We start from the raw sequence: 19620 nt of genomic DNA on the forward strand, positions 1-19620 counted from the left end.
CTTCCCCTTGCGGCTTCCTCTCGACCACACCGTGCGCGACGACCAGACCCCCTCCCCGATCCGACTCGCCGACTACCGCCCGCCCGCCTGGCGCGTGGACCACATCGAACTGGAGTTCGACCTGGGCATCGACGCCAGCGAGGTGCGGTCGCGCCTGCAGCTCGCGCGCGACCCCGCACAGGACGCGCCGCTGCGGCTGGACGGCGAGGGGCTGGAACTGCTCGCCATCGCGCTCGACGGCCGGCCGCTGGACGAGGGCACCTACCGCTACCGCGACAACGTGCTGGAGGTCGACGGCGCGCGCGACGGCAGCGTGCTGGAGACCCGCGTGCGCGTGCGGCCGGCGGCCAATACCGCGCTGGAGGGGCTGTACCTGTCCGGCTCGCGCGAGCGCGGCTTCCTGCTGACCCAGTGCGAGGCGGAGGGCTTCCGCCACATCACCTTCTTTCCCGACCGGCCCGACGTGCTGGCCAAGTACACGGTCACCCTGCGCGCCGACCGCGCGCGCTTCCCGGTGCTGCTCGCCGGCGGCAACCCGGACGGCGCGGGCGAGCTGCCGGACGGGCGGCACTGGGCGCGCTTCGTCGATCCGTACCCGAAGCCCTGCTACCTGTTCGCGCTGGTCGCCGGGCGGCTGGAGAGGATCGAGCGCGACTACCGCACCGCCGACGGCCGCGACGTCAGGCTCGTGATCTGGGCCGAAGCCGACGTGATCGACTGCTGCGGCTACGCGATGGACGCGCTCGAACGGGCCATGCGCTGGGACGAGCAGGCCTACGGGCGCAACTACGATCTGTCCGTGTTCCACGTCGTCGCCACCCACGACTTCAACATGGGCGCGATGGAGAACAAGGGCCTCAACATCTTCAACGCCAAGTACCTGCTGGCCGACCCGGACACCACCACCGACGACGAGTACCGCGCGGTCGAGGCGGTGATCGGCCACGAGTATTTCCACAACTGGAGCGGCAACCGCGTGACCTGCCGCGACTGGTTCCAGCTCTCGCTCAAGGAAGGCCTCACCGTGTTCCGCGAGCAGCAGTTCTCGGCGGACATGAACTCGGCGCCGCTCAAGCGCATCGACGACGTGGCGCTGCTGCGCCGCGCGCAGTTCCCCGAGGATGCCGGCCCGCTCGCCCATCCGGTGCGGCCGGCGCAGTACAGCGAGATCAACAACTTCTACACCGCCACGGTGTACGAGAAGGGCTCGGAACTGGTGCGCATGCTCGCCGGCCGTCTGGGGCGCGAAGGCTTCCGACGTGGCATGGACCTGTACTTCGCGCGCAACGACGGCCGTGCCGCGACCATCGAGGACTTCCTCACTGCGCTGGGCGAGGCCAACGGGCTGGACCTGTCGCCCTACCTCGCCTGGTACGGCCAGGCCGGCACCCCGCGGCTGGTCGCCGAGGGCCGTCACGATCCGGTGCGGCGCGAGTACGCGCTGACCCTGCGCCAGCACACGCCGCCCACCCCGGGCCAGCCGGACAAGCGTCCGCTGCCGATCCCGGTCAAGCTCGCGTTGTTCGATCCGGACGGCCGCATGCTGCCGCTGCAGGATGGCGCGACCGAGCAGGTGGTGGTGCTCGATCGGGCCGAGCACACGTTCGTCTTTCCCGGTATCGAGCGCGCCCCGGTGCCGTCGTTGCTGCGCGGCTTCTCGGCGCCGGTGATCCTCGAGTGCGCCTACGCGCCGGCCGAGCTGGCGCTGCTGCTGACCCACGACACGGATGGCTTCAACCGCTGGGAGGCGGCGCAGCAGTTGGCCTGGCGTGCCTACGCCGAGTTGCGTGACGAGCGCGATCGGGCAGCGCTGACCGTCTGGTGCGAGACCCTGGCCGGGCTGTTCGAGACCATGAAACTGGACGCGGCGCTGCTCGCCGACCTGCTCACCCCGCCGGGCGAGGTGGAGCTGGCCGAACGCGAGACCGACGTCGATCCCGCGCGCATCCATGCGCTGCATCAGGCGCTGCAGCGCGAACTGGCGACACGTATCGGCAACGCCGCGCTGCACGCGCGCTATCACGACCTTGCGTCCGACGCCGCCGCGGCGCTGGACGCGGCCAGCCAGGCGCGCCGACGACTCAGGCGCCGCGTGCTGGAACTGCTCGCCCTGGTCGACACCGCGGCCGCGCAGGCGCTGGCTGCCGCGCAGTTCGACCAGGCCGCGACCATGACCGACCGCCTGGCCGCGCTGGCGGTGCTGGTGCGCAGCGCGGCGCCGCAAGCCGACGCGGCGCTGGCGCACTACCGCAAGCGCTACGACGGCAACGCACTGGCGCTGGACAAGTGGTTCGCCGTGCAGGCACAGCTCCCGGGGGAGGCTGCGCTGGCGCGCGTGCGGGCGCTGGAGGCCGATCCGAGATTCACCCTGAAGAACCCCAACCGCGTGCAGGCCCTGTTCGGCACCTGGGCCCGCGGCAACCCCAGCGGCTTCCACCGCGCCGATGGCGAGGGGTACCGCCTGCTCGCGGCGCGGCTGGCCGAACTGGATGCGCTCAACCCGCAGGTGGCGGCGCGGCTGGCCACGGCCTTCAACGGCTGGCAGCGGCTCGAACCGGTCCGCCGCGGACAGGCACGCGCGGCGGTGGCGGGACTGGCGGACAGGCGCCTCTCGCGCAACCTCGCCGAGATCGTGGGCAACATGCTCAAGGCGTAGCCGCCAGGGACACGGCCTTTATGGCAGCGAGCCTGCTCGCGATGCTCCTTGCCTTTTGCGCCGGGCAGGTCGTCGGCCGGGCGCGCCATCGAAAAGCATCGCGGGCAAGCTCGCGCCTGCGCCCCCGGCGGGGGCGCGTCCGCTACGTGGGGCGTCCCGGCGTCGCGGCGCCGCCGTCGCCAGGCCCGCCGATCAGGCGGCCAGCTGGTCCAGCGCGCTGCGCAGGCGGTGCATGTGCGACTCCAGGCGGGGACGCAACTGCTGGCGCTCCTGTTCGCTGCGCCCGGCCAGGCGTTCGATCGCCATCTGCACCTTGCCGATCTCGATCATCAGGTCGTGGCGCGGATAGACCGGCTGGAAGTCGAGGACGTTGTCCATGGCGGAACGGGAAAGTCGGTTGACCCGAGCGGGCTCTGCAACCGCCGTGCCAGAGCGTGAAGCCCGTCACACCCGAGCCGGGACCGCGTCGGCCGGCTGACGCTCAGCGTCAGCTGCCCTACAAAAAAAAGCCGCAACTAGTCACTTTTTATTCACGGCGGTACTGGGAATATCGCTCCCGCAGTCGCGAGGGAGCGCGACGGCGCCCGCGACTTTCCGGTTTCTGGCGCCCGGCAACACGGTCATCCTGGATTCCCCCTGTTCCTGAGACCGCCGGGCGCCAGATCTAAGCAAGGCCAAGCCCCGCCCGATGGCGGGGCTTGGCTTTTGTGGGGGCGGAAAAGGCGACGGCGCCGCGGGAAACCCGACGGCGCCGTCATGCTTCCTTTCCTGGTACGCGACCGGGCCCCTGTCTGCCCGGCCTCGGCGCGCGGCCTCGCGCAGCGTCTGTCCAAGGAAAGTGCACGCAGAGTGAAGCAGCATTCGTGCCAAGCTCTTGATTTTGCGCAGAGCTGCGCCATGAAGCGCTACCATACGCACGCTCTTTATCTGTCCGCACGCGACGCGACTCCGATGATCCATCCCACCCGCTACGACGTAATCGTGGTCGGCGGCGGCCATGCCGGCACCGAGGCGGCGCTGGCCGCCGCCCGCTGCGGCGCACGCACCCTGCTGCTGACCCACAACCTGGAGACCGTCGGCGCGATGAGCTGCAACCCGGCCATCGGCGGCATCGGCAAGGGCCACCTGGTCAAGGAGATCGACGCGCTCGGCGGCGCCATGGCGCACGCGGCCGACCGCGCCGGCATCCAGTGGCGCACGCTCAACGCCTCCAAGGGACCGGCGGTGCGCGCCACCCGCTGCCAGGCCGACCGCGCGCTCTACCGCGCGGCGATCCGGCGCATTGTCGAAACCCAGCCGGGGCTGGACCTGTTCCAGCAGGCGGTGGACGACCTGGTGATCGAGGGCGGGCGCGTCGCCGGCGTGGTCACGCAGATGGGCGTGACCTTCCGCGCCGCTGCCGTGGTGCTCACCGCGGGCACCTTCCTCGCCGGCAAGATCCACATCGGGCCGGCCCAGTACGCCGGCGGGCGCGCCGGCGACCCACCCGCCAGCACGCTGGCCCGGCGCCTGCGCGAGCTGCCGGTGGCCGCCGACCGCCTCAAGACCGGCACGCCGCCGCGCATCGACCGGCGCAGCATCGACTTCAGCGGCCTGGAGGAGCAGCCGGGCGACGATCCGGCGCCGGTGTTCTCCTACCTCGGCTCGCGCGAGGAGCACCCGCGCCAGGTCAGCTGCTGGATCACCCATACCTCCGAGCGCACGCACGAGATCATCCGTGGCGCGCTGGACCGCTCGCCGCTCTACAGCGGGCAGATCGAGGGCATCGGCCCGCGCTACTGCCCCTCGATCGAGGACAAGGTGGTGCGTTTCGCCGACAAGGGCTCGCACCAGGTCTTCATCGAGCCCGAAGGGCTGGACAGCCTGGAGATCTACCCCAACGGCATCTCCACCTCGCTGCCGTTCGACGTGCAGCTGGAGCTGGTGCACTCGATCAAGGGCTTCGAGCGCGCGCACGTCACCCGGCCCGGCTACGCGATCGAGTACGACTACTTCGACCCGCGCGGGCTCAACCCGTGGCTGGAGACCAAGGCGATCGGCGGGCTGTACTTCGCCGGCCAGATCAACGGCACCACCGGCTACGAGGAAGCCGCCGCGCAGGGCCTGGTCGCGGGCCTGAACGCCGCGCGCATGGCCCGTGGCGAGGCGCCGTGGTACCCGCGGCGCGACGAGGCCTACCTCGGCGTGCTGATCGACGACCTCACCAGCAACGGCACGCTGGAGCCCTACCGCATGTTCACCTCGCGCGCCGAGTACCGGCTGCACCTGCGCGAGGACAACGCCGACCTGCGCCTGACCGAGCAGGGCTTCGCGCTCGGCGTGGTGCCGCAGGCGCGCTTCGACGCGCTGCGTGCCAAGCGCGAGGCCGTGGAGCGCGAGACGCAGCGTCTGGCCGGCCTGTGGGCCGCGCCAACCAACGCGCTGGGCGCCGCCGTCGAACGCCACCTCGGCCTCGCCGTCAGCCGCGAGACCAGCGCGCTGGACCTGCTGCGCCGCCCGGAGCTCGACTACGGCAAGCTCACCGCCGTGCCCGAACTCGGCCCGGCGATGGAGCGCGAGGACGTCGCCGCGCAGGTCGAGGTGCAGGCCAAGTACGCCGGCTACCTCGAGCGCCAGCGCGAGGAGATCGAACGCCAGCGCCGGCACGAGCACACCGGCATCCCGGCCGGCTTCGACTACGACAAGGTGCGCGGCCTCTCCGCCGAAGTGCTGGCCAAGCTCAAGCACACGCAGCCGGCCACCCTCGGCCAGGCCGCACGCATCAGCGGCGTCACCCCCGCGGCGATCTCGCTGCTGCTGGTGCACCTCAAGCGCCGCACCGCCTGAACGCCCCCTGTAGCAGCGCGCTTGCTCGCGATGCCTTTTGCGCGGGAATTCGAAAGGCGGGAGCATCGTGAGCAAGCGCGCTCCTACAACGCCTGGCCACATGGCATGATCGGGCGTTCCGAACACGAGCGGAGTACGCCTGATGGAAGTGTGGATCGGCCGCGACGGCCAGCGCCATGGTCCCTACAAGGAAGAGGACGTGCGCCAGTGGCTGCGCGACGGCCAGCTCGCGCGCGACGACCTGGGCTGGTACGAGGGCCTGGCCGACTGGCAACCACTGTCTGTGCTGTTCCCCGACGCGCTCGCCGCCACGCCGCCCCCGTTCGGACCGTCCGCGGCGGTGCCGCCGTCGACCAACACTACTGCGGCACTGGAGGACTATGCCGGCTTCTGGAAGCGGCTGGTCGCCTACATCATCGACGCGATCGTCCTGTTCGTCCCCAACACGCTGATCATGAAGGCGTTCGGCGAGGGCGCCGCGCAGGCGCAGCTGCAGCAGGCCGTGCTGTCGGCCGGGCAGGACGTCGATCGCGTCTTTGCCGCCTATGGCCAGTACTACGAGAGCATGCAGACCGCCTACCTGCTCACCTGGCTGCTGGCCTGGCTGTACTTCGCCGTCTGCGAAAGCTCGGCCTGGCAGGGCACGGTGGGCAAGCTCGCGCTGGGCATTCGCGTGACCGACCTGCAGGGGCGGCGCATCAGCTTTCCGCGGGCACTGGGCCGCTACGCCGCCAAGATCCTCAGCGCGATGATCCTGCTGATCGGCTTCCTGATGGTCGCCTGGACGCGGCGCAAGCAGGGCCTGCACGACATGCTCGCCAACACCCTGGTATTGAACGGCCGCGCGGCCGTGTTCCGCGAGCGGGAACGGCGGGACGACCGCTCTTTCCACGCGTAGCCAGGTCGCCGGATCGGCCGGACCGCCGGACCGCCGCACGGCCCGACGGATCGTGCGCCGGTTGCTATGATCGACGGCTTCCTGCCTCACCGAAGCACGCTTACATGCTCAGCATCGAACACCGCATCGCCCAGGACATCGCCGCCAAGCCCGAACAGGTGCGCGCCGCGGTGGCCCTGCTCGACGAAGGCGCCACCGTGCCCTTCATCGCCCGCTACCGCAAGGAGGCCACCGGCGGCCTGGACGACACGCAGCTGCGCCTGCTCGAGGAACGCCTGCGCTACCTGCGCGAGCTGGAGGAGCGCCGCGGTGCGATCCTGGCCAGCATCGAGGAACAGGGCAAGCTCACCGAGGCACTGAGGGCCGACATCCTCGCCGCCGACACCAAGGCGCGGCTGGAGGACCTGTACCTGCCGTACAAGCCCAAGCGCCGCACCAAGGCGCAGATCGCGCGCGAGGCCGGCCTGGAACCGCTCGCGACGGGGCTGCGCGAGGACCCCACTCGCGCGCCGGAGGCCTTCGCCGAGGCGTTCGTCGACGCGGACAAGGGCGTGCCCGACGTGCGCGCCGCGCTGGACGGCGCGCGCGCGATCCTGATGGAAGCGATCGCCGAGGACGCCCAGCTGGTCGGCGAGCTGCGCGACTGGCTGTGGACCCACGGCCAGATCCGCGCCAGGGTGGTCGAGGGCAAGGAGCAGGAAGGCGCGAAGTACCGCGACTACTTCGACCACGTGGAGCCGATCGCGAAGATTCCTTCGCACCGCCTGCTGGCCCTGATGCGCGCGCGCAACGAAGGCATCATCGAGCTGGAGCTGCAGCCGGCGCTGGAGGCCGAGCTGGGCCACCTGGAAGCCGAGGGCCGCGTCGCCGTGCATGCCGGCATCCACGACCGCGGCCGCGCCGCCGACGCCTGGCTGCGCGAGACCGTGCGCCTGACCTGGCGCGTCAAGCTGCACCTGCACCTCACGCTGGACCTGTTCGGCCGCGTCCGCGAGAGCGCCGAAGACGAGGCGATCCGCGTGTTCGGCGAGAACCTCAAGGACCTGCTGCTGGCCGCGCCGGCGGGCGCCAGGACGGTGATGGGCCTGGACCCCGGCATCCGCACCGGCGTCAAGGTGGCGGTGGTCGACCCCACCGGCAAGCTGCTCGCCACCGAGACGATCTATCCGCACGAACCCCGGCGCCAGTGGAGCGAATCGCTGGCGACGCTGGCCAGGCTGTGCAAGCAGCACGGCGTGGACCTGATCGCGATCGGCAACGGCACCGCCTCGCGCGAGACCGACAAGCTGGCCGGCGAGCTGATCAGGAAGCTGCCGGACATGCAGCTCGCCAAGATCGTGGTGAGCGAGGCGGGCGCCTCGGTCTACTCCGCCTCCGAGACGGCGGCGAAGGAGTTCCCCGACCTCGACGTGAGCCTGCGTGGCGCCGTCTCGATCGCCCGCCGCCTGCAGGATCCGCTCGCCGAGCTGGTCAAGATCGAGCCCAAGGCGATCGGCGTGGGCCAGTACCAGCACGACGTCAACCAGGTGAAGCTCGCTCGCGCGCTGGACGCCAGGGTGGAGGACTGTGTCAACGCCGTCGGCGTCGACGTCAACACCGCCTCGGCCGCGCTGCTCTCGCGCGTGGCCGGCCTCTCCGCCAGCGTGGCCGAGAACGTGGTCAGGCACCGCGACGCCCATGGCCCGTTCCCCAACCGCAAGGCGCTGCTCAAGGTGCCGCGGCTGGGCGAGAAGGCGTTCGAGCAGTGCGCCGGCTTCCTGCGCATCCCCCACGGCGACAACCCGCTGGACGCCAGCGCGGTGCACCCGGAAGCCTATCCGGTGGTCGAGCGGATCATCGCCCGGTGCGGCCGCGAGGTGCGCAGCCTGATCGGCGACAGCGGCTTCCTGCGCGGGCTCAAGCCGGAGCAGTTCACCGACGAGACCTTCGGCGTGCCGACCGTGCGCGACATCCTCAAGGAACTGGAGAAACCCGGCCGCGATCCGCGCCCGACCTTCGTCGCGCCGAGCTTCGCCGAGGGCGTGGAGGACCTGAAGGACCTCCGGCCGGGGATGATCCTGGAGGGACGCGTCACCAACGTGGCCGCGTTCGGCGCCTTCGTCGACATCGGCGTGCACCAGGACGGCTTGGTGCACGTCTCGGCGCTTTCGCACAGCTTCGTCAAGGACCCGCGCGACGCGGTCAAGGCCGGCGACATCGTCAAGGTGAAGGTCATGGAGGTCGACATCCCGCGCCAGCGCATCGGCCTGTCCATGCGCCTGGATGACGAGCCGGGCCAGCCCCGCGGTGGCCGCCCCGCCGGCGGCGAGGCCCGCGCCGCCCGTCCCGTGCGCGGTGCGCCCGCGCCCAAGCCGTCCACGCCGCCGGCCAACAACGCCTTTGCCGAGGCGCTGCGGCGCGCGCAGCAGGGCAAGCGCTAGCGGCATCGGGCGCGTGGAGAGAGGAAGGTCCGCACCGCGGCCGCAGGGCCGGTGGGGCGGACCGCCCGCGATGCGCCGCAGCATGCGCTTCCGTATGGAGTGCATTAACGTAACGCGCAAATAACGAGGCCATCCCGGCCCTTCCCAGGAGCGTCACCGCCATGCCCCGTACCCGTCTCGCCGGCGCCATCCTCGCCGGTCTGTTGTGCAGTACTGCCGCCACCGCCACGGATTTCAGCCAGGTCGTCGTGTTCGGCGACAGCCTGAGCGACGCCGGCAACCTGTCGCTCGCGCAGGGCTCGCCGGTGCCGTTGCGCTTCACCACCAACCCGGGCACCACGGCCGCCGAGAACGTCGCCGCGGGCCTGGGCCACACGCTCGCACCCTCGCTGGCCGGGGGCACCGACTTCGCCTTCGGCGGCGCCGGCCTGGTCCAGGGCGTGGCTCCGGTGCCGACGCTGCCCCAGCAGATGGGCCTGTATCTGGCCGCCAATGGTGGTGCCGCCGATCCGAACGCGCTGTACCAGGTGTGGGGTGGCGCCAACGATATCTTCTACCTCACCGGCGCGAGCACCGACCCGAACGTGCTGGCTGCCGGCACCGCGGCTGCGGCCCAGGCCGAAATCGGCATGCTCGGCCAGCTGCAGGCGGCCGGTGCGCGCTACGTGGTGGTCTACAACCTGCCGGACATCGGCAAGACCCCGGCCAGCGCCGCCGGCGGGCCGGCCGCGCAACAGGGCGGCACCCAGCTGTCGCTGGTGTTCAACGGTGTGCTCAACAGCGGCCTGGCGCAGCTCAGCGCGGGCGGGCTGAACGTGATCCCGGTGAACACCTTCGCGCTGCTCAACGAGGTGATCGCCGACCCGTCCGCCTACGGCTTCGCCAACGTCACCGCGCCCGCCTGCAACGGCAGCTCGGTGCAGTGCGGACCGGTCGGCTCGGGCCTGCCCTACTCCTACGCGGCCGGTACCGACCAGACCTACCTGTTCGCCGACGGCGTGCATCCCACCACGGCGGCGCACGCGATGCTCGGCCAGTACGTGCTGTCGGTGATCCGTGCGCCTGGGCAGATCTCGCTGCTGGGCGAGGCGCCGCTGGCGGCCACCGCCGCGCAGTACCGCGCGATCCGCAACGAGATGCTGGCCGACGGCCAGGGCAGCGACACCCGCTTCTTCGCCAGCGTCGATTACGGCCGCCAGCGTTTCGACGCCACCGACGCCTCGCCCAAGACCGACAGCGACAATGTCAACCTGACTCTGGGCACCGACGTGCGTGCCGGCGAGCACGTCTCGGTGGGCGTGGCACTGGGCCTGGGTCAGCACAACGCCGACTTCGCCGGCGGCATGGGCGGCTACAAGCTGCAGGACATCTCCGGCCTCGGCTACGCGCTTTACCACAACGGCGGCGGCTACGTCGGCGGCTTCGCCAGCTTCGGCCAGGCCAACTTCAAGGACATCAACCGCCGCGTCCAGCTGGGCACCGCCGTGCGCAACGAAGGCGGCAAGGCCGACGGCTCGCACCTGGGCGGCGGTCTCGAGGGCGGCTGGTGGTTCCAGGCCGGCGGGTTGCAGACCGGCCCGTTCGCTCACCTGGAGTGGCAGACGGTCAAGATCAAGGGCTACACCGAAGACGGCAACGACAGCACCGCGATGTGGTTCGGCAGCCAGCAGCGCGACGCGCTGGTCGGCTCGCTGGGCTGGCGCCTGCAGGGTCACTGGCAGGCCGGCGGCGCCACGCTGATGCCGTACGTGGAGCTGGCCTGGAACCATGACGACAAGGCGGATCCGCGCACGGTCCGTGCCGGCCTGGTCGGCATGGCCGGCAGGTTCGAGTTGACCGGCTACGTGCCGGACAAGACCTGGGGCAGCGCCGACCTGGGCCTGTCCGCCCAGTTCAGCCAGAACGTCACCGGCTGGTTCGGATACCACGGGCGCTTCAGCGACCGCAACCAGAAGGACGACAGCGTGAACCTGGGCGTCAAGATCGGCTTCTGAACCCGCCCCGGACGAAAAAAAGCCGCCAAACGGCGGCTTTTTTTTTGGACGTCCAGACGGCTGGACGTCCGAGCGATACCGCGGCTTTACTTGCCCTTGCCGCCGGTCGCCAGCTTGAGGATGTCCTGCGCTTGCTGCTTCAGGCTGGCCGCCTCCTCGTCGCTGAGGCTGTTGTCGGTCTTGCTGCCGGACTGCACCTGCTTGAGCACCAGGTTGCCGTCCTTGTCCCAGCCGGCGCGCTCGATCGAGCTGGGCTTGGCGTCCTGGCTGGCCTTCTTCTGCTGCACCACGACCCACGGCTGGCCGTCCTGGTAGGCGTAGTCGGTACTGGTGAAGCCCTTGTCGCCGTAGTCGGCGCGGGCGCGGATGAACTGCACCTGGCCGTTCTTGCGGAACACCTGCCAGGCACGCGAGACGTCCTTCTCCAGCTTGGTGCCATTGCTGATCTTCATGCCGCCGATCTGCTTCTGCACCGCCTGGAACTCGGCCAGCTGCTTCTCGGCCGGGGTCTGCTCGGGTACCAGCTCGATCGACACCTGGCTGGGCGCACCCTTGGTCAGCACCGGCGCCTGCAGCGGCATCTTGTACTGGCGATCGCCGTCGGTGAGCTGGGCCTGGACCACGTACAGGTCGGCCGGGTTCACGTCGGCCGGGTTGAAGTCCAGCTCGAACGACTGCGGGATCTGCACCGGCGCGATCGTCTTGCTGGCCAGCGGCACCGTGCCCGCCTGGGCGTTGGAGGAGACGTCGACCAGGCTGACCACCAGCTTCGCCTCGGGCGAGAGCGGGTTGTCGCCGCGCACGTTGACCGTACCGGTGACCTTGTTCGTCTGGGGCGCCGTCGCGGCGTTGTCGCCGCCCTGCTCCGGCGCGCTGGAACCGTTGCAACCGGCCAGGGCCAGCGCAGCTACCGACATCAGGGACCAAACCAACCTGCGCATGGGGAAACCTCGTTCGGGAAAAACACCGGGGACTGCACGGAAGTCGGAGGGCGCCTGGCGCCGCGTTTTCCGCGGGGGAAGTTCCAAGCATAGCGGAAAAAAGTCGCTTCGCGCAAAAAGTCAAGCCATCGCAGGACACCTGACGGCTCGGTCGGCTGCCGGGCCAGACCCCCGGTCGAGCCCGCTGCGGCCAAAGCCAACGATAAGCGGCGCCGCGCTAGGATGGAGCCCGGCCGGCGGATTCGCTTTCCGCCCTTTTTCCGTTGCCCCGGGGTTCGCCCATGAACCATCCGACACCCATCTCCAGCGCCGAAACCGGCAACACCTTCGCGGACCGCATCAAGCTGCTGATCCAGCGCGTCGGCAGCGCCACCGAGATCGCGCGCCTGTGCGGCTTTTCCGAGGGCGTGGTGCGCAGCTGGCGCGACGGTCATACCGACCCCTCCCGTGCGCGCTGCGTGAAACTGGCGCGCACGCTGGGCATTTCGCTGGTCTGGCTGGTGGCCGGCGAGGGGCCCATCGTCCCGGGCAAGGATCAGGGCAGCGGCGAGGAGCAGCTCACCACCGAAACGGCGCGCCGATTGAAGGTGCGCCTGAACGGCGTTGCCGGCCATTCCCTGATCCCGCACGGACCCGGGGTCGACAGCCAGCGCCTCAACGCCGCCATGCGCATCCTGCAATCGGAGCTGGATCTGGCCGACAGCAACCTGTCGCTCGCCGACAATACCGACCTGCTGGCCGACCTCTACGAGGCGCTCGGTCCGGGCGGAGTACGCGTGGACACCTCGGCGATGCTGGCCTTCAACCGGCAGTTGTCGGAGCGGATCCACCGCGCCCGCACCGCGCCGGGCAGCCACGCCCTCACCGAGAGCGCCTGACCGGCGCGGTCCGCCTCAGAGCCGGCCGATGTCGGCGATCTGCGCGAACTGCTCGCGCAGCTGCGCCAGCAGCGCCAGCCGGTTGGCACGCACGCGCGCATCCTCGGCATTCACCAGCACGCTGTCGAAGAAGCTGTCCACCGGTACCTGCAACTGCGCCAGGCGCGCCAGCACGGTGGTGTAGTCGCCCGCGGCGCGCGCCTCGGCCGTGTCGGCCTGGGCATGCTCCAGGGCGGCGGCGAGATCGCGCTCGGCCGGCAGCTCGAAGCAGGAAGGATCGACCGTGCCGCTCACGGGCGTACCGGTTTCCTCCTCCGCCTTGCGCAGGATGTTGGCCACGCGCTTGTTCGCCGCCGCCAGGCTTTCCGCCTCGAGCCGGCGCCCGAACTCGGCCACCGCGCGCAGGCGGCGGTCGAAGTCCGGCAGCGTCGCCGGAGCCGCGGCGAGTACCGCCTCGAACTGTTCCGAGGTGAAGCCCAGGTCCGCGTAGTAGCCGCGCAGGCGGTCGAACACGAATTCGATCAGCTCGCCGAGCAGCGCGGCACGGCGCGCGGCCGCATCGAACGCGGGCGACTTGCCGTCCTTGCCGGGCTTCACGCCCGCGGCGAGCGCACGCTCGGGCAGCAACTCCAGCGCCTCGACGAAGGCGGCGCGCAGGTCCAGTTCCAGGCCGGCTTCGACCAGGGTGCGGGCCAGGCCGAGCGCGGCGCGACGCAGGGCGAACGGATCCTTGTTGCCGCTCGGCTTCATGCCGACGGCGAAGATCCCGGCCAGGGTGTCCAGGCGCTCGGCCACCGCCAGCACCCGGCCGACCGGGTCGGCGGCGATCGCATCGCCGGCGAAGCGCGGCTGGTAGTAGCTGTCCAGCGCCCGCGCCACCGGTTCGCCCTCGCCCTGGCGCTGTGCGTAGTAACGACCCATCACGCCCTGCAGTTCGGGGAACTCGCCGACCATGCGGGTCAGCAGGTCGCACTTGGCCAATGACGCCGCGCGGGTCGCCGCGCCGGCGTCGACGCCGACGCGCCCGGCGATCACGCGCGCCAGCTCGGCCACGCGCACGCTCTTGTCCCAAAGACTGCCCAGCGCCTGCTGGTAGGTGACGTTCCTGAGCGGTTCCTGGTAGTCGGCCAGCGGCGTCTTGAGGTCCTCGTCCCAGAAGAACTTGGCGTCGGCGAAGCGCGGGCGGATCACGCGCTCGTAGCCCTTGCGGATCTCGGCCGGATCCTTCGACTCGATGTTGGCGATGCCGATGAAGTGCTCGGTCAGCCCGCCCGCCGCGTCGAACACGGGCACGAACTTCTGGTTGGTTTCCATGGTGGTGACCAGCGCCTCCGGCGGCACCGCCAGGAACTCGCGTTCGAAGGTGCAGGCGATCGCCGCCGGCCACTCGGTGAGGTTGGCGATCTCGTGGAGCAGGGCGTCGTCCAGCCGCGGCGTACCGCCGGTCTGCGCGGCGACACGGGCCACCTCGGCGCGGATGCGCTCGCGGCGCTCCGCCGGATCGGCCAGCACCTTGGCCGCGCGCAGGGCATCGAGCCAGCCGTCGGCGTCCGTCACGTGCACGGGGTTGGGATGCATGAAGCGGTGGCCGCGCGACTTGCGCCCGCTCCTGAGGCCGAGCACCTCGCCGTCGATGATATCCGCGCCGTGCAGCATCACCAGCCAGTGCGCCGGACGGACGAAGGCGTAGTCGTGATCGCCCCAGCGCATCGAGCGCGGGATCGGCAGGCTCCGGAGCGCTTCCTCGACGATCTCCGGCAGCAGCGCGGCCAGGGTCTGCCCAGGCTTGATCGCGCGGAACACGAACCACGCGCCCTTGTCGGTCTCCAGCTTCTCCAGCTGCGCCACGTCCACGCCGCAGGACTGGGCGAAGCCCAGCAACGCCTTGGACGGCTGGCCTTGCGCATCGAGTGCGGCGTTGACCGCCGGGCCGCGACGCTCGACGTGCTGCTCGGGCTGGATGGCGGCCACCGCCGGCACGTAGACGGCCAGCCGGCGCGGCGTGCAGTAGGCGCGCGCCTGGTCCAGCGCCGCCTCGATGCCACGCTTGCCCAGCCCCTCGACGAGACCGCTCAGGAACGCCTGCGCGAGTTCGTCCAGCGCCTTCGGCGGCAGTTCCTCGGTACCCAGTTCGACCAGCAGCGACTTGGGCTGGCTCATGCGACCTGCTCCTTCGAAACGTTCTTGAGCCCCGGGAAGCCGAGCTTCTCGCGCTGCGCCACGTAAGCCTCGGCGACCGCACGCGAGAGCGTGCGCACGCGCAGGATGTAGCGCTGGCGCTCGGTCACGCTGATCGCCCGGCGCGCGTCGAGCAGGTTGAAGGTGTGGCTGGCCTTCATCACCTGCTCGTAGGCCGGCAGCGGCAGGCCGGCGGCGATCAGCTGGTTGGCGGTGGCCTCGCACACGTCGAACCAGCGCAGCAGTTCCGGCACGTTGGCGTGCTCGAAGTTGTAGGTGCTCTGCTCGACCTCGTTCTGGTGGAACACGTCGCCATAGGTGACGGTGCCGTGCGGGCCCTGCGTCCAGATCAGGTCATAGACGTTGTCCACGTTCTGCAGGTACATCGCCAGGCGCTCGAGGCCGTAGGTGATTTCGCCGGTCACCGGACGGCACTCCAGGCCGCCGGCCTGCTGGAAGTAGGTGAACTGGGTCACCTCCATGCCGTTCAGCCACACCTCCCAGCCGAGGCCCCAGGCCCCCAGCGTGGGCGATTCCCAGTTGTCCTCGACGAAGCGCAGGTCGTGCACCAGCGGATCCAGCCCCAGTTCCTTGAGCGAACCGATGTACAGCTCCAGGATGTTCTCCGGGTTGGGCTTCATCACCACCTGGTACTGGTAGTAGTGCTGCAGGCGGTTGGGGTTTTCGCCGTAGCGGCCGTCGGTGGGGCGGCGCGAGGGTTGCACGTAGGCGGCCGCCCAGGGTTCCGGACCGAGCGCGCGCAGGAAGGTTGCCGGGTGGAAGGTGCCGGCGCCGACCTCGGTGTCCAGCGGCTGCAGCAGCACGCAACCCTGCGCGCCCCAGTAGCGGTTGAGGGTCTGGATCACGTCCTGGAAGGTGCGCGCTGACATGGGCGATTGGCCTGCGACAAAGCGCGTTAGTATAGCCAAAGCCCGCGCCGGCACTGGCCTGGCGCAGGCTCGAACGCATCACGGGGGAGGCCGCCGGATGGCCGCAACACCGCAAATCGCTTCCCTGCTGGGCCGCCGCGGCCGGCTGGGGCTGGACGACGTGCTGGCCGCGCTGGTGGTCGACGGCTACGTGTCGGCCGAGGACGCCAAGAACGTGCGCATGGGCGCCCGCGCCGGACGCAGCACGGTCGAGCTGCATCCGCTGGTGCTGATCGCCAACGCCAAGCTGCCGAACCTGCGCGAGCCGGGCCGCCCCCTGAGCCTGGAGGGCCTGACCGAATGGCTGGCCGGGCAGGCCGCGCTGCCCTACCTCAAGATCGACCCGATGAAGATCAACGTGGCGGCGGTGACCCAGGTGGTCAGCCATGCCTACGCCACGCGCCATCGCATCCTGCCGGTGGCGGCCTCGCCCGCGGAGGTCACCTTCGCCACCAGCGAGCCGTTCGACGCGGCCTGGGCGACCGACCTGGCGCAGATGCTGCGCCGGGACGTGCGCCGGGTGGTGTCCAGCCCGCTGGACATCAACCGTTACCTGGCCGAGTTCTACGGCGTGCAGCGCTCGATCCAGCTGGCGCAGGACGCCAAGGGCGCCGGCTACGACAGCTCGGCGGCGATCCTCAACTTCGAGCAATTGGTGGAGCTCGGCAAGACCGGCGAGGTCGGCGCCGACGACCGCCACGTGGTGCACATCGTCGACTGGCTGCTGCAGTACGCCTTCGAGCAGCGCGCCTCGGACATCCACCTGGAGCCGCGCCGCGACGCCGGCCAGATGCGCTTCCGTATCGACGGCGTGATGCACAAGGTGTTCGAGCTGCCGCCGCCGGTGATGACCGCGGTGACCGCGCGCATCAAGATCCTGGCTCGCATGGACGTGGCCGAGAAGCGCCGTCCGCAGGACGGTCGCATCAAGACGCGCTCGGCGGCGGGGCGCGAGGTGGAACTGCGCATCTCGACCATGCCGACCGCCTTCGGCGAGAAGGTGGTGATGCGCATCTTCGACCCGGACATCGTGGCCAAGGACTTCGGCCAGCTCGGCTTCTCGCCGGAGGAGGGCGCGATCTGGCGCTCGATGGTCGAGCGGCCGCACGGCATCGTGCTGGTCACCGGCCCGACCGGCTCGGGCAAGACCACCACGCTCTACTCCACGCTCAAGCACCTGGCACGTCCCGAGCTCAACGTATGCACGGTGGAAGACCCGATCGAGATGGTCAGCCCCGAGCTCAACCAGATGCAGGTGCAGCCCTCGATCGAGCTGGACTTCGCCGCCGGCGTGCGCACGCTGCTGCGCCAGGACCCGGACATCATCATGATCGGCGAGATCCGCGACCTGGAAACCGCGCAGATGGCGGTGCAGGCCTCGCTGACCGGCCACCTGGTGCTCTCCACCCTGCACACCAACGACGCGCCCAGCGCGGTGACCCGCCTGCTCGACCTGGGCGTGCCGCACTACCTGATCCAATCCACGCTGACCGGCGTGGTCGCGCAGCGCCTGGTGCGCACGCTGTGCCCGCACTGCAAGCGCGCCACGGCGCAGGACCCGCATGCCTGGACTGCGCTCACCCACGGCTGGACGCTGCCGGTGCCGGAGCAGGTGTTCGAGCCGGTGGGCTGCCTGGAATGCCGCAACACCGGTTTCATGGGCCGTACCGGCATCTACGAGATGCTGCGGATCAGCCCGAGGATGCGCGGGTTGATCTCGGCCCAGCTGGACCTCGCCCGGCTCAGCGAGGCGGCCCTGGCCGAGGGCATGCAGCCCTTGCGCATTTCGGCGGCGATGCAGGTCGCCAAGGGCTTGACCACCGTGCAGGAAGTGCTCACCGTATTGCCGCCGATCGAGCACGAAAGCCTGTCCTAGCCGGCCCAGCAGACGCTCCCATGAAACCCGTCCTGATCATCCGCACCGGCCGTGCGCCGGACTCCATCCGTGCGCGTCACGGCGACTTCCCGCACTGGTTCCGGCTGTGCGCCGCACTGTCGCCGATCCGCCTGCGCGTGGTGGATGTCGCCGCCGGCGAAGCGCTGCCGCCGCCACGGGAGGTGGCCGGCGCACTGATCACCGGCTCGGCCGCCATGGTCACCGAGCGCGCCGCCTGGAGCGAACGCACCGCCGGCTGGATCCGCGACGCGATGGACGCGCAGCTGCCGCTGTTCGGCGTCTGCTACGGCCACCAGCTGATGGCGCACGCCCTCGGTGGCCGGGTCGACTACCTGCCCGGCGGCCGCGAGATCGGCACGCTGCCGATCGAACTGACCGCGGCCGCCGCGGACGACCCGCTCACGCAGCGTCTGCCGGCCAGCTTCCGCGCCCACACCACGCACGAGCAGAGCGTGCTCGAGGTCCCGGCCGGCGCCACGGTGCTCGCCCGCTCGGAGCGCGATCCGCATCACCTGCTGCGCTACGGCCCGAGCGCGGTCAGCGTGCAGTTCCACCCCGAGTTCAACGCCGACGTCATGCGCGCCTACATCCATCGCAAGCGCGAAGCGATGCGACGCGAAGGCAGCGACCCGCACCAGGTCTACCGGCAGGTGGCGGCGACGCCGGTCGCCCGCCGCATCATGCGCGGCTTCGGCCTGTGGCACGGCCTGAGCGCCGCCTGAGCCGTCAGCGCGGCTTCGGCGGCAGGGGAAAGGGCGTGATCTTCTGACCGTCGCCGGCGTCGCGGATCGCCAGCGCACCCTTGCGTTCGACTTCCTCGATGCGCACCACCGACTGCATCGGCAGGTGCAGCACGCGGGTGTCGGCGAATTCCTCGCGCAGGCGTTCCTCGCTGGGATCGACCAGCAGGCCGGAACCGGCCGGTTCGAAGACGAGCTGCCCCACTTCGGTGAAGCCCCACAGCGGGCTGGATGCCACGTGCCGCGCATACAGCTCGTAGCACTTGCCCAGGTGCAGGAAGGTAACCTTGTAGAGTTTCTTGGCTGGCATGGCGGGAAGTTTAGCCGCGCAACCGGCGGGCGATGGCCTCGCGCGAGAACAGCGCGAACAGCATGCCGAACAGGAAGCCGGCGATGTGCGTCCACCACACCACCGCGCCGTAGCTGGGCCCGGCGTAACTGAAGAGCAGCTGCAGCAGCACCCAGATGCCGATCAGCAGGAAGGCCGGCACGCGCACGAACTCCAGGAACAGGCCCAGCGGCAGCACCAGTCCCAGGCGCGCCCGCGGGAACAGCGCCGCGTACGCTCCCAGAACCGCGGACACCGCCCCGCTGCAACCGATGATGGGCAGGCGTACGCCGGCCAGCGTGAGCGCGCCCACCAGGTTGGCGACGATCCCGCCCACCACGAACAGCGACAGGAAGCGCGCGGAGCCGAGCGTGCGCTCGGCGGGCAACCCGAAGATCACCAGGAACAGCAGGTTGCTCAGCAGGTGGATCCACGCCACGTGGATGAACAGCGCGGTGAACAGGCGCAGCAGTGCAGGATCGGCCAGCTGCCGCCAGAACGCGGCATGGCCGTGGAAGATGTTGGCCGGAATCGTGCCCCATTCGAGCAGGAACGAAACGCGCTGCGGCGGCGGCATCAGTGCCAGCGCCACGAAGCTGGCCACGCAAAGTACGACCAGAACCAGCGTGGCCCACAGCGTGGTGGACCTCCGGCGTGTTTCGACATGGACGAACAAGGCGGCGTCTCCCTCACGCGCAGCCATCGCTGACCGCATCATACGGGTACGGCAAGCACGGTGTTCCAATGCCTGCCGCACGTTTGTCGCCTTCCGCACGGTCTACCGCCCGGGGCGCCGCGCGTCTGCCGTGCAAGTCGACGCGAGCGGCGCATCCGTCCAAAGAAAAACCCTCTCCCGAGGGGGAGAGGGTTTGGGTATGAAGCCCCTGGCGGTGACCTACTCTTGCATGCGAGGTGCACACTACCATCGGCGCGGC

14 protein-coding genes are annotated in these 19620 nt (G+C 70.3%); 8 read left to right on the forward strand and 6 right to left on the reverse strand.

Features of this window, described 5'->3' with window-relative positions; all coding sequences use genetic code 11:
* The first annotated feature begins 7 nt into the window (after positions 1–7).
* Positions 8–2656, forward strand: a complete 2649-nt coding sequence (gene pepN, locus WAT24_RS08920) for an aminopeptidase N (protein ID WP_336807496.1) — start codon at positions 8–10, stop codon at positions 2654–2656.
* Positions 2657–2848: 192 nt separating this feature from the next.
* On the opposite strand, the gene WAT24_RS08925 is transcribed toward pepN, so the two are convergent.
* The gene (locus WAT24_RS08925; RefSeq protein WP_336807497.1) at positions 2849–3034 is read right to left on the reverse strand and encodes a hypothetical protein; all 186 of its coding nucleotides are present in this window, start codon (positions 3032–3034) and stop codon (positions 2849–2851) included.
* 573 nt (positions 3035–3607) lie between these two features.
* On the opposite strand from WAT24_RS08925, the gene mnmG reads away from it, so the two are divergent.
* From mnmG to WAT24_RS08945, 4 genes are all read left to right on the forward strand, one after another.
* Positions 3608–5482 (forward strand): tRNA uridine-5-carboxymethylaminomethyl(34) synthesis enzyme MnmG, encoded by a 1875-nt coding sequence (mnmG, locus tag WAT24_RS08930; RefSeq protein ID WP_336807521.1) that lies wholly within the window; start codon positions 3608–3610, stop codon positions 5480–5482.
* A 142-nt stretch (positions 5483–5624) separates the two neighbouring features.
* Positions 5625–6380 carry an RDD family protein gene (locus WAT24_RS08935; RefSeq protein WP_336807498.1) on the forward strand — a complete coding sequence of 252 codons (756 nt, stop codon included), beginning with the start codon at positions 5625–5627 and terminating at the stop codon, positions 6378–6380.
* Between the two features lie 104 nt (positions 6381–6484).
* Entirely contained in the window at positions 6485–8800 is a 2316-nt protein-coding gene (locus WAT24_RS08940) for a Tex family protein (RefSeq protein WP_336807499.1), read from the forward strand.
* Positions 8801–8961: 161 nt separating this feature from the next.
* Positions 8962–10794, forward strand: coding sequence for an autotransporter domain-containing protein (locus tag WAT24_RS08945; protein WP_336807500.1), 1833 nt, complete (start codon positions 8962–8964; stop codon positions 10792–10794).
* An 86-nt stretch (positions 10795–10880) separates the two neighbouring features.
* Here the strand turns inward: WAT24_RS08945 and WAT24_RS08950 are convergent, their stop codons facing one another.
* Entirely contained in the window at positions 10881–11735 is an 855-nt protein-coding gene (locus tag WAT24_RS08950; protein WP_336807501.1) for a YbaY family lipoprotein, read from the reverse strand.
* 281 nt (positions 11736–12016) lie between these two features.
* Here WAT24_RS08950 and WAT24_RS08955 point away from each other — a divergent pair, with 281 nt between their 5' ends.
* A complete protein-coding gene (locus tag WAT24_RS08955; protein ID WP_336807502.1) occupies positions 12017–12613 on the forward strand; it encodes a helix-turn-helix domain-containing protein in 597 nt (198 codons plus the stop codon).
* A 15-nt stretch (positions 12614–12628) separates the two neighbouring features.
* Here WAT24_RS08955 and glyS read toward each other — a convergent pair whose 3' ends face one another.
* Both glyS and glyQ read right to left on the reverse strand, forming a co-directional pair.
* On the reverse strand, positions 12629–14773 hold the full coding sequence (glyS, locus tag WAT24_RS08960; protein WP_336807503.1) for a glycine--tRNA ligase subunit beta: 2145 nt from the start codon (positions 14771–14773) through the stop codon (positions 12629–12631).
* On the reverse strand, positions 14770–15681 hold the full coding sequence (gene glyQ, locus WAT24_RS08965) for a glycine--tRNA ligase subunit alpha (protein WP_336807504.1): 912 nt from the start codon (positions 15679–15681) through the stop codon (positions 14770–14772). Before glyQ ends, glyS begins: the two co-directional genes overlap by 4 nt.
* A 97-nt stretch (positions 15682–15778) precedes the next feature.
* On the opposite strand from glyQ, the gene tfpB reads away from it, so the two are divergent.
* Together tfpB and WAT24_RS08975 are read left to right on the forward strand one after the other, a co-directional pair.
* Positions 15779–17596, forward strand: coding sequence for a type IV pilus assembly ATPase TfpB (gene tfpB, locus WAT24_RS08970; protein WP_336807505.1), 1818 nt, complete (start codon positions 15779–15781; stop codon positions 17594–17596).
* A 20-nt stretch (positions 17597–17616) separates the two neighbouring features.
* Positions 17617–18339: a glutamine amidotransferase gene (locus tag WAT24_RS08975; protein ID WP_336807506.1), complete on the forward strand. Its 723-nt coding sequence runs from the start codon at positions 17617–17619 to the stop codon at positions 18337–18339.
* Between the two features lie 4 nt (positions 18340–18343).
* Here the strand turns inward: WAT24_RS08975 and WAT24_RS08980 are convergent, their stop codons facing one another.
* Both WAT24_RS08980 and WAT24_RS08985 read right to left on the reverse strand, forming a co-directional pair.
* Positions 18344–18667 (reverse strand): DUF1820 family protein, encoded by a 324-nt coding sequence (locus WAT24_RS08980; protein WP_336807507.1) that lies wholly within the window; start codon positions 18665–18667, stop codon positions 18344–18346.
* Positions 18668–18677: 10 nt separating this feature from the next.
* A complete protein-coding gene (locus WAT24_RS08985; RefSeq protein ID WP_336807508.1) occupies positions 18678–19361 on the reverse strand; it encodes a rhomboid family intramembrane serine protease in 684 nt (227 codons plus the stop codon).
* Between the last annotated feature and the right edge of the window lie 259 nt (positions 19362–19620).

It is taken from the genome of Fulvimonas yonginensis (genome assembly GCF_037137055.1).
In the GTDB taxonomy this organism is placed as follows: Bacteria; Pseudomonadota; Gammaproteobacteria; order Xanthomonadales; family Rhodanobacteraceae; genus Frateuria_A; species Frateuria_A yonginensis.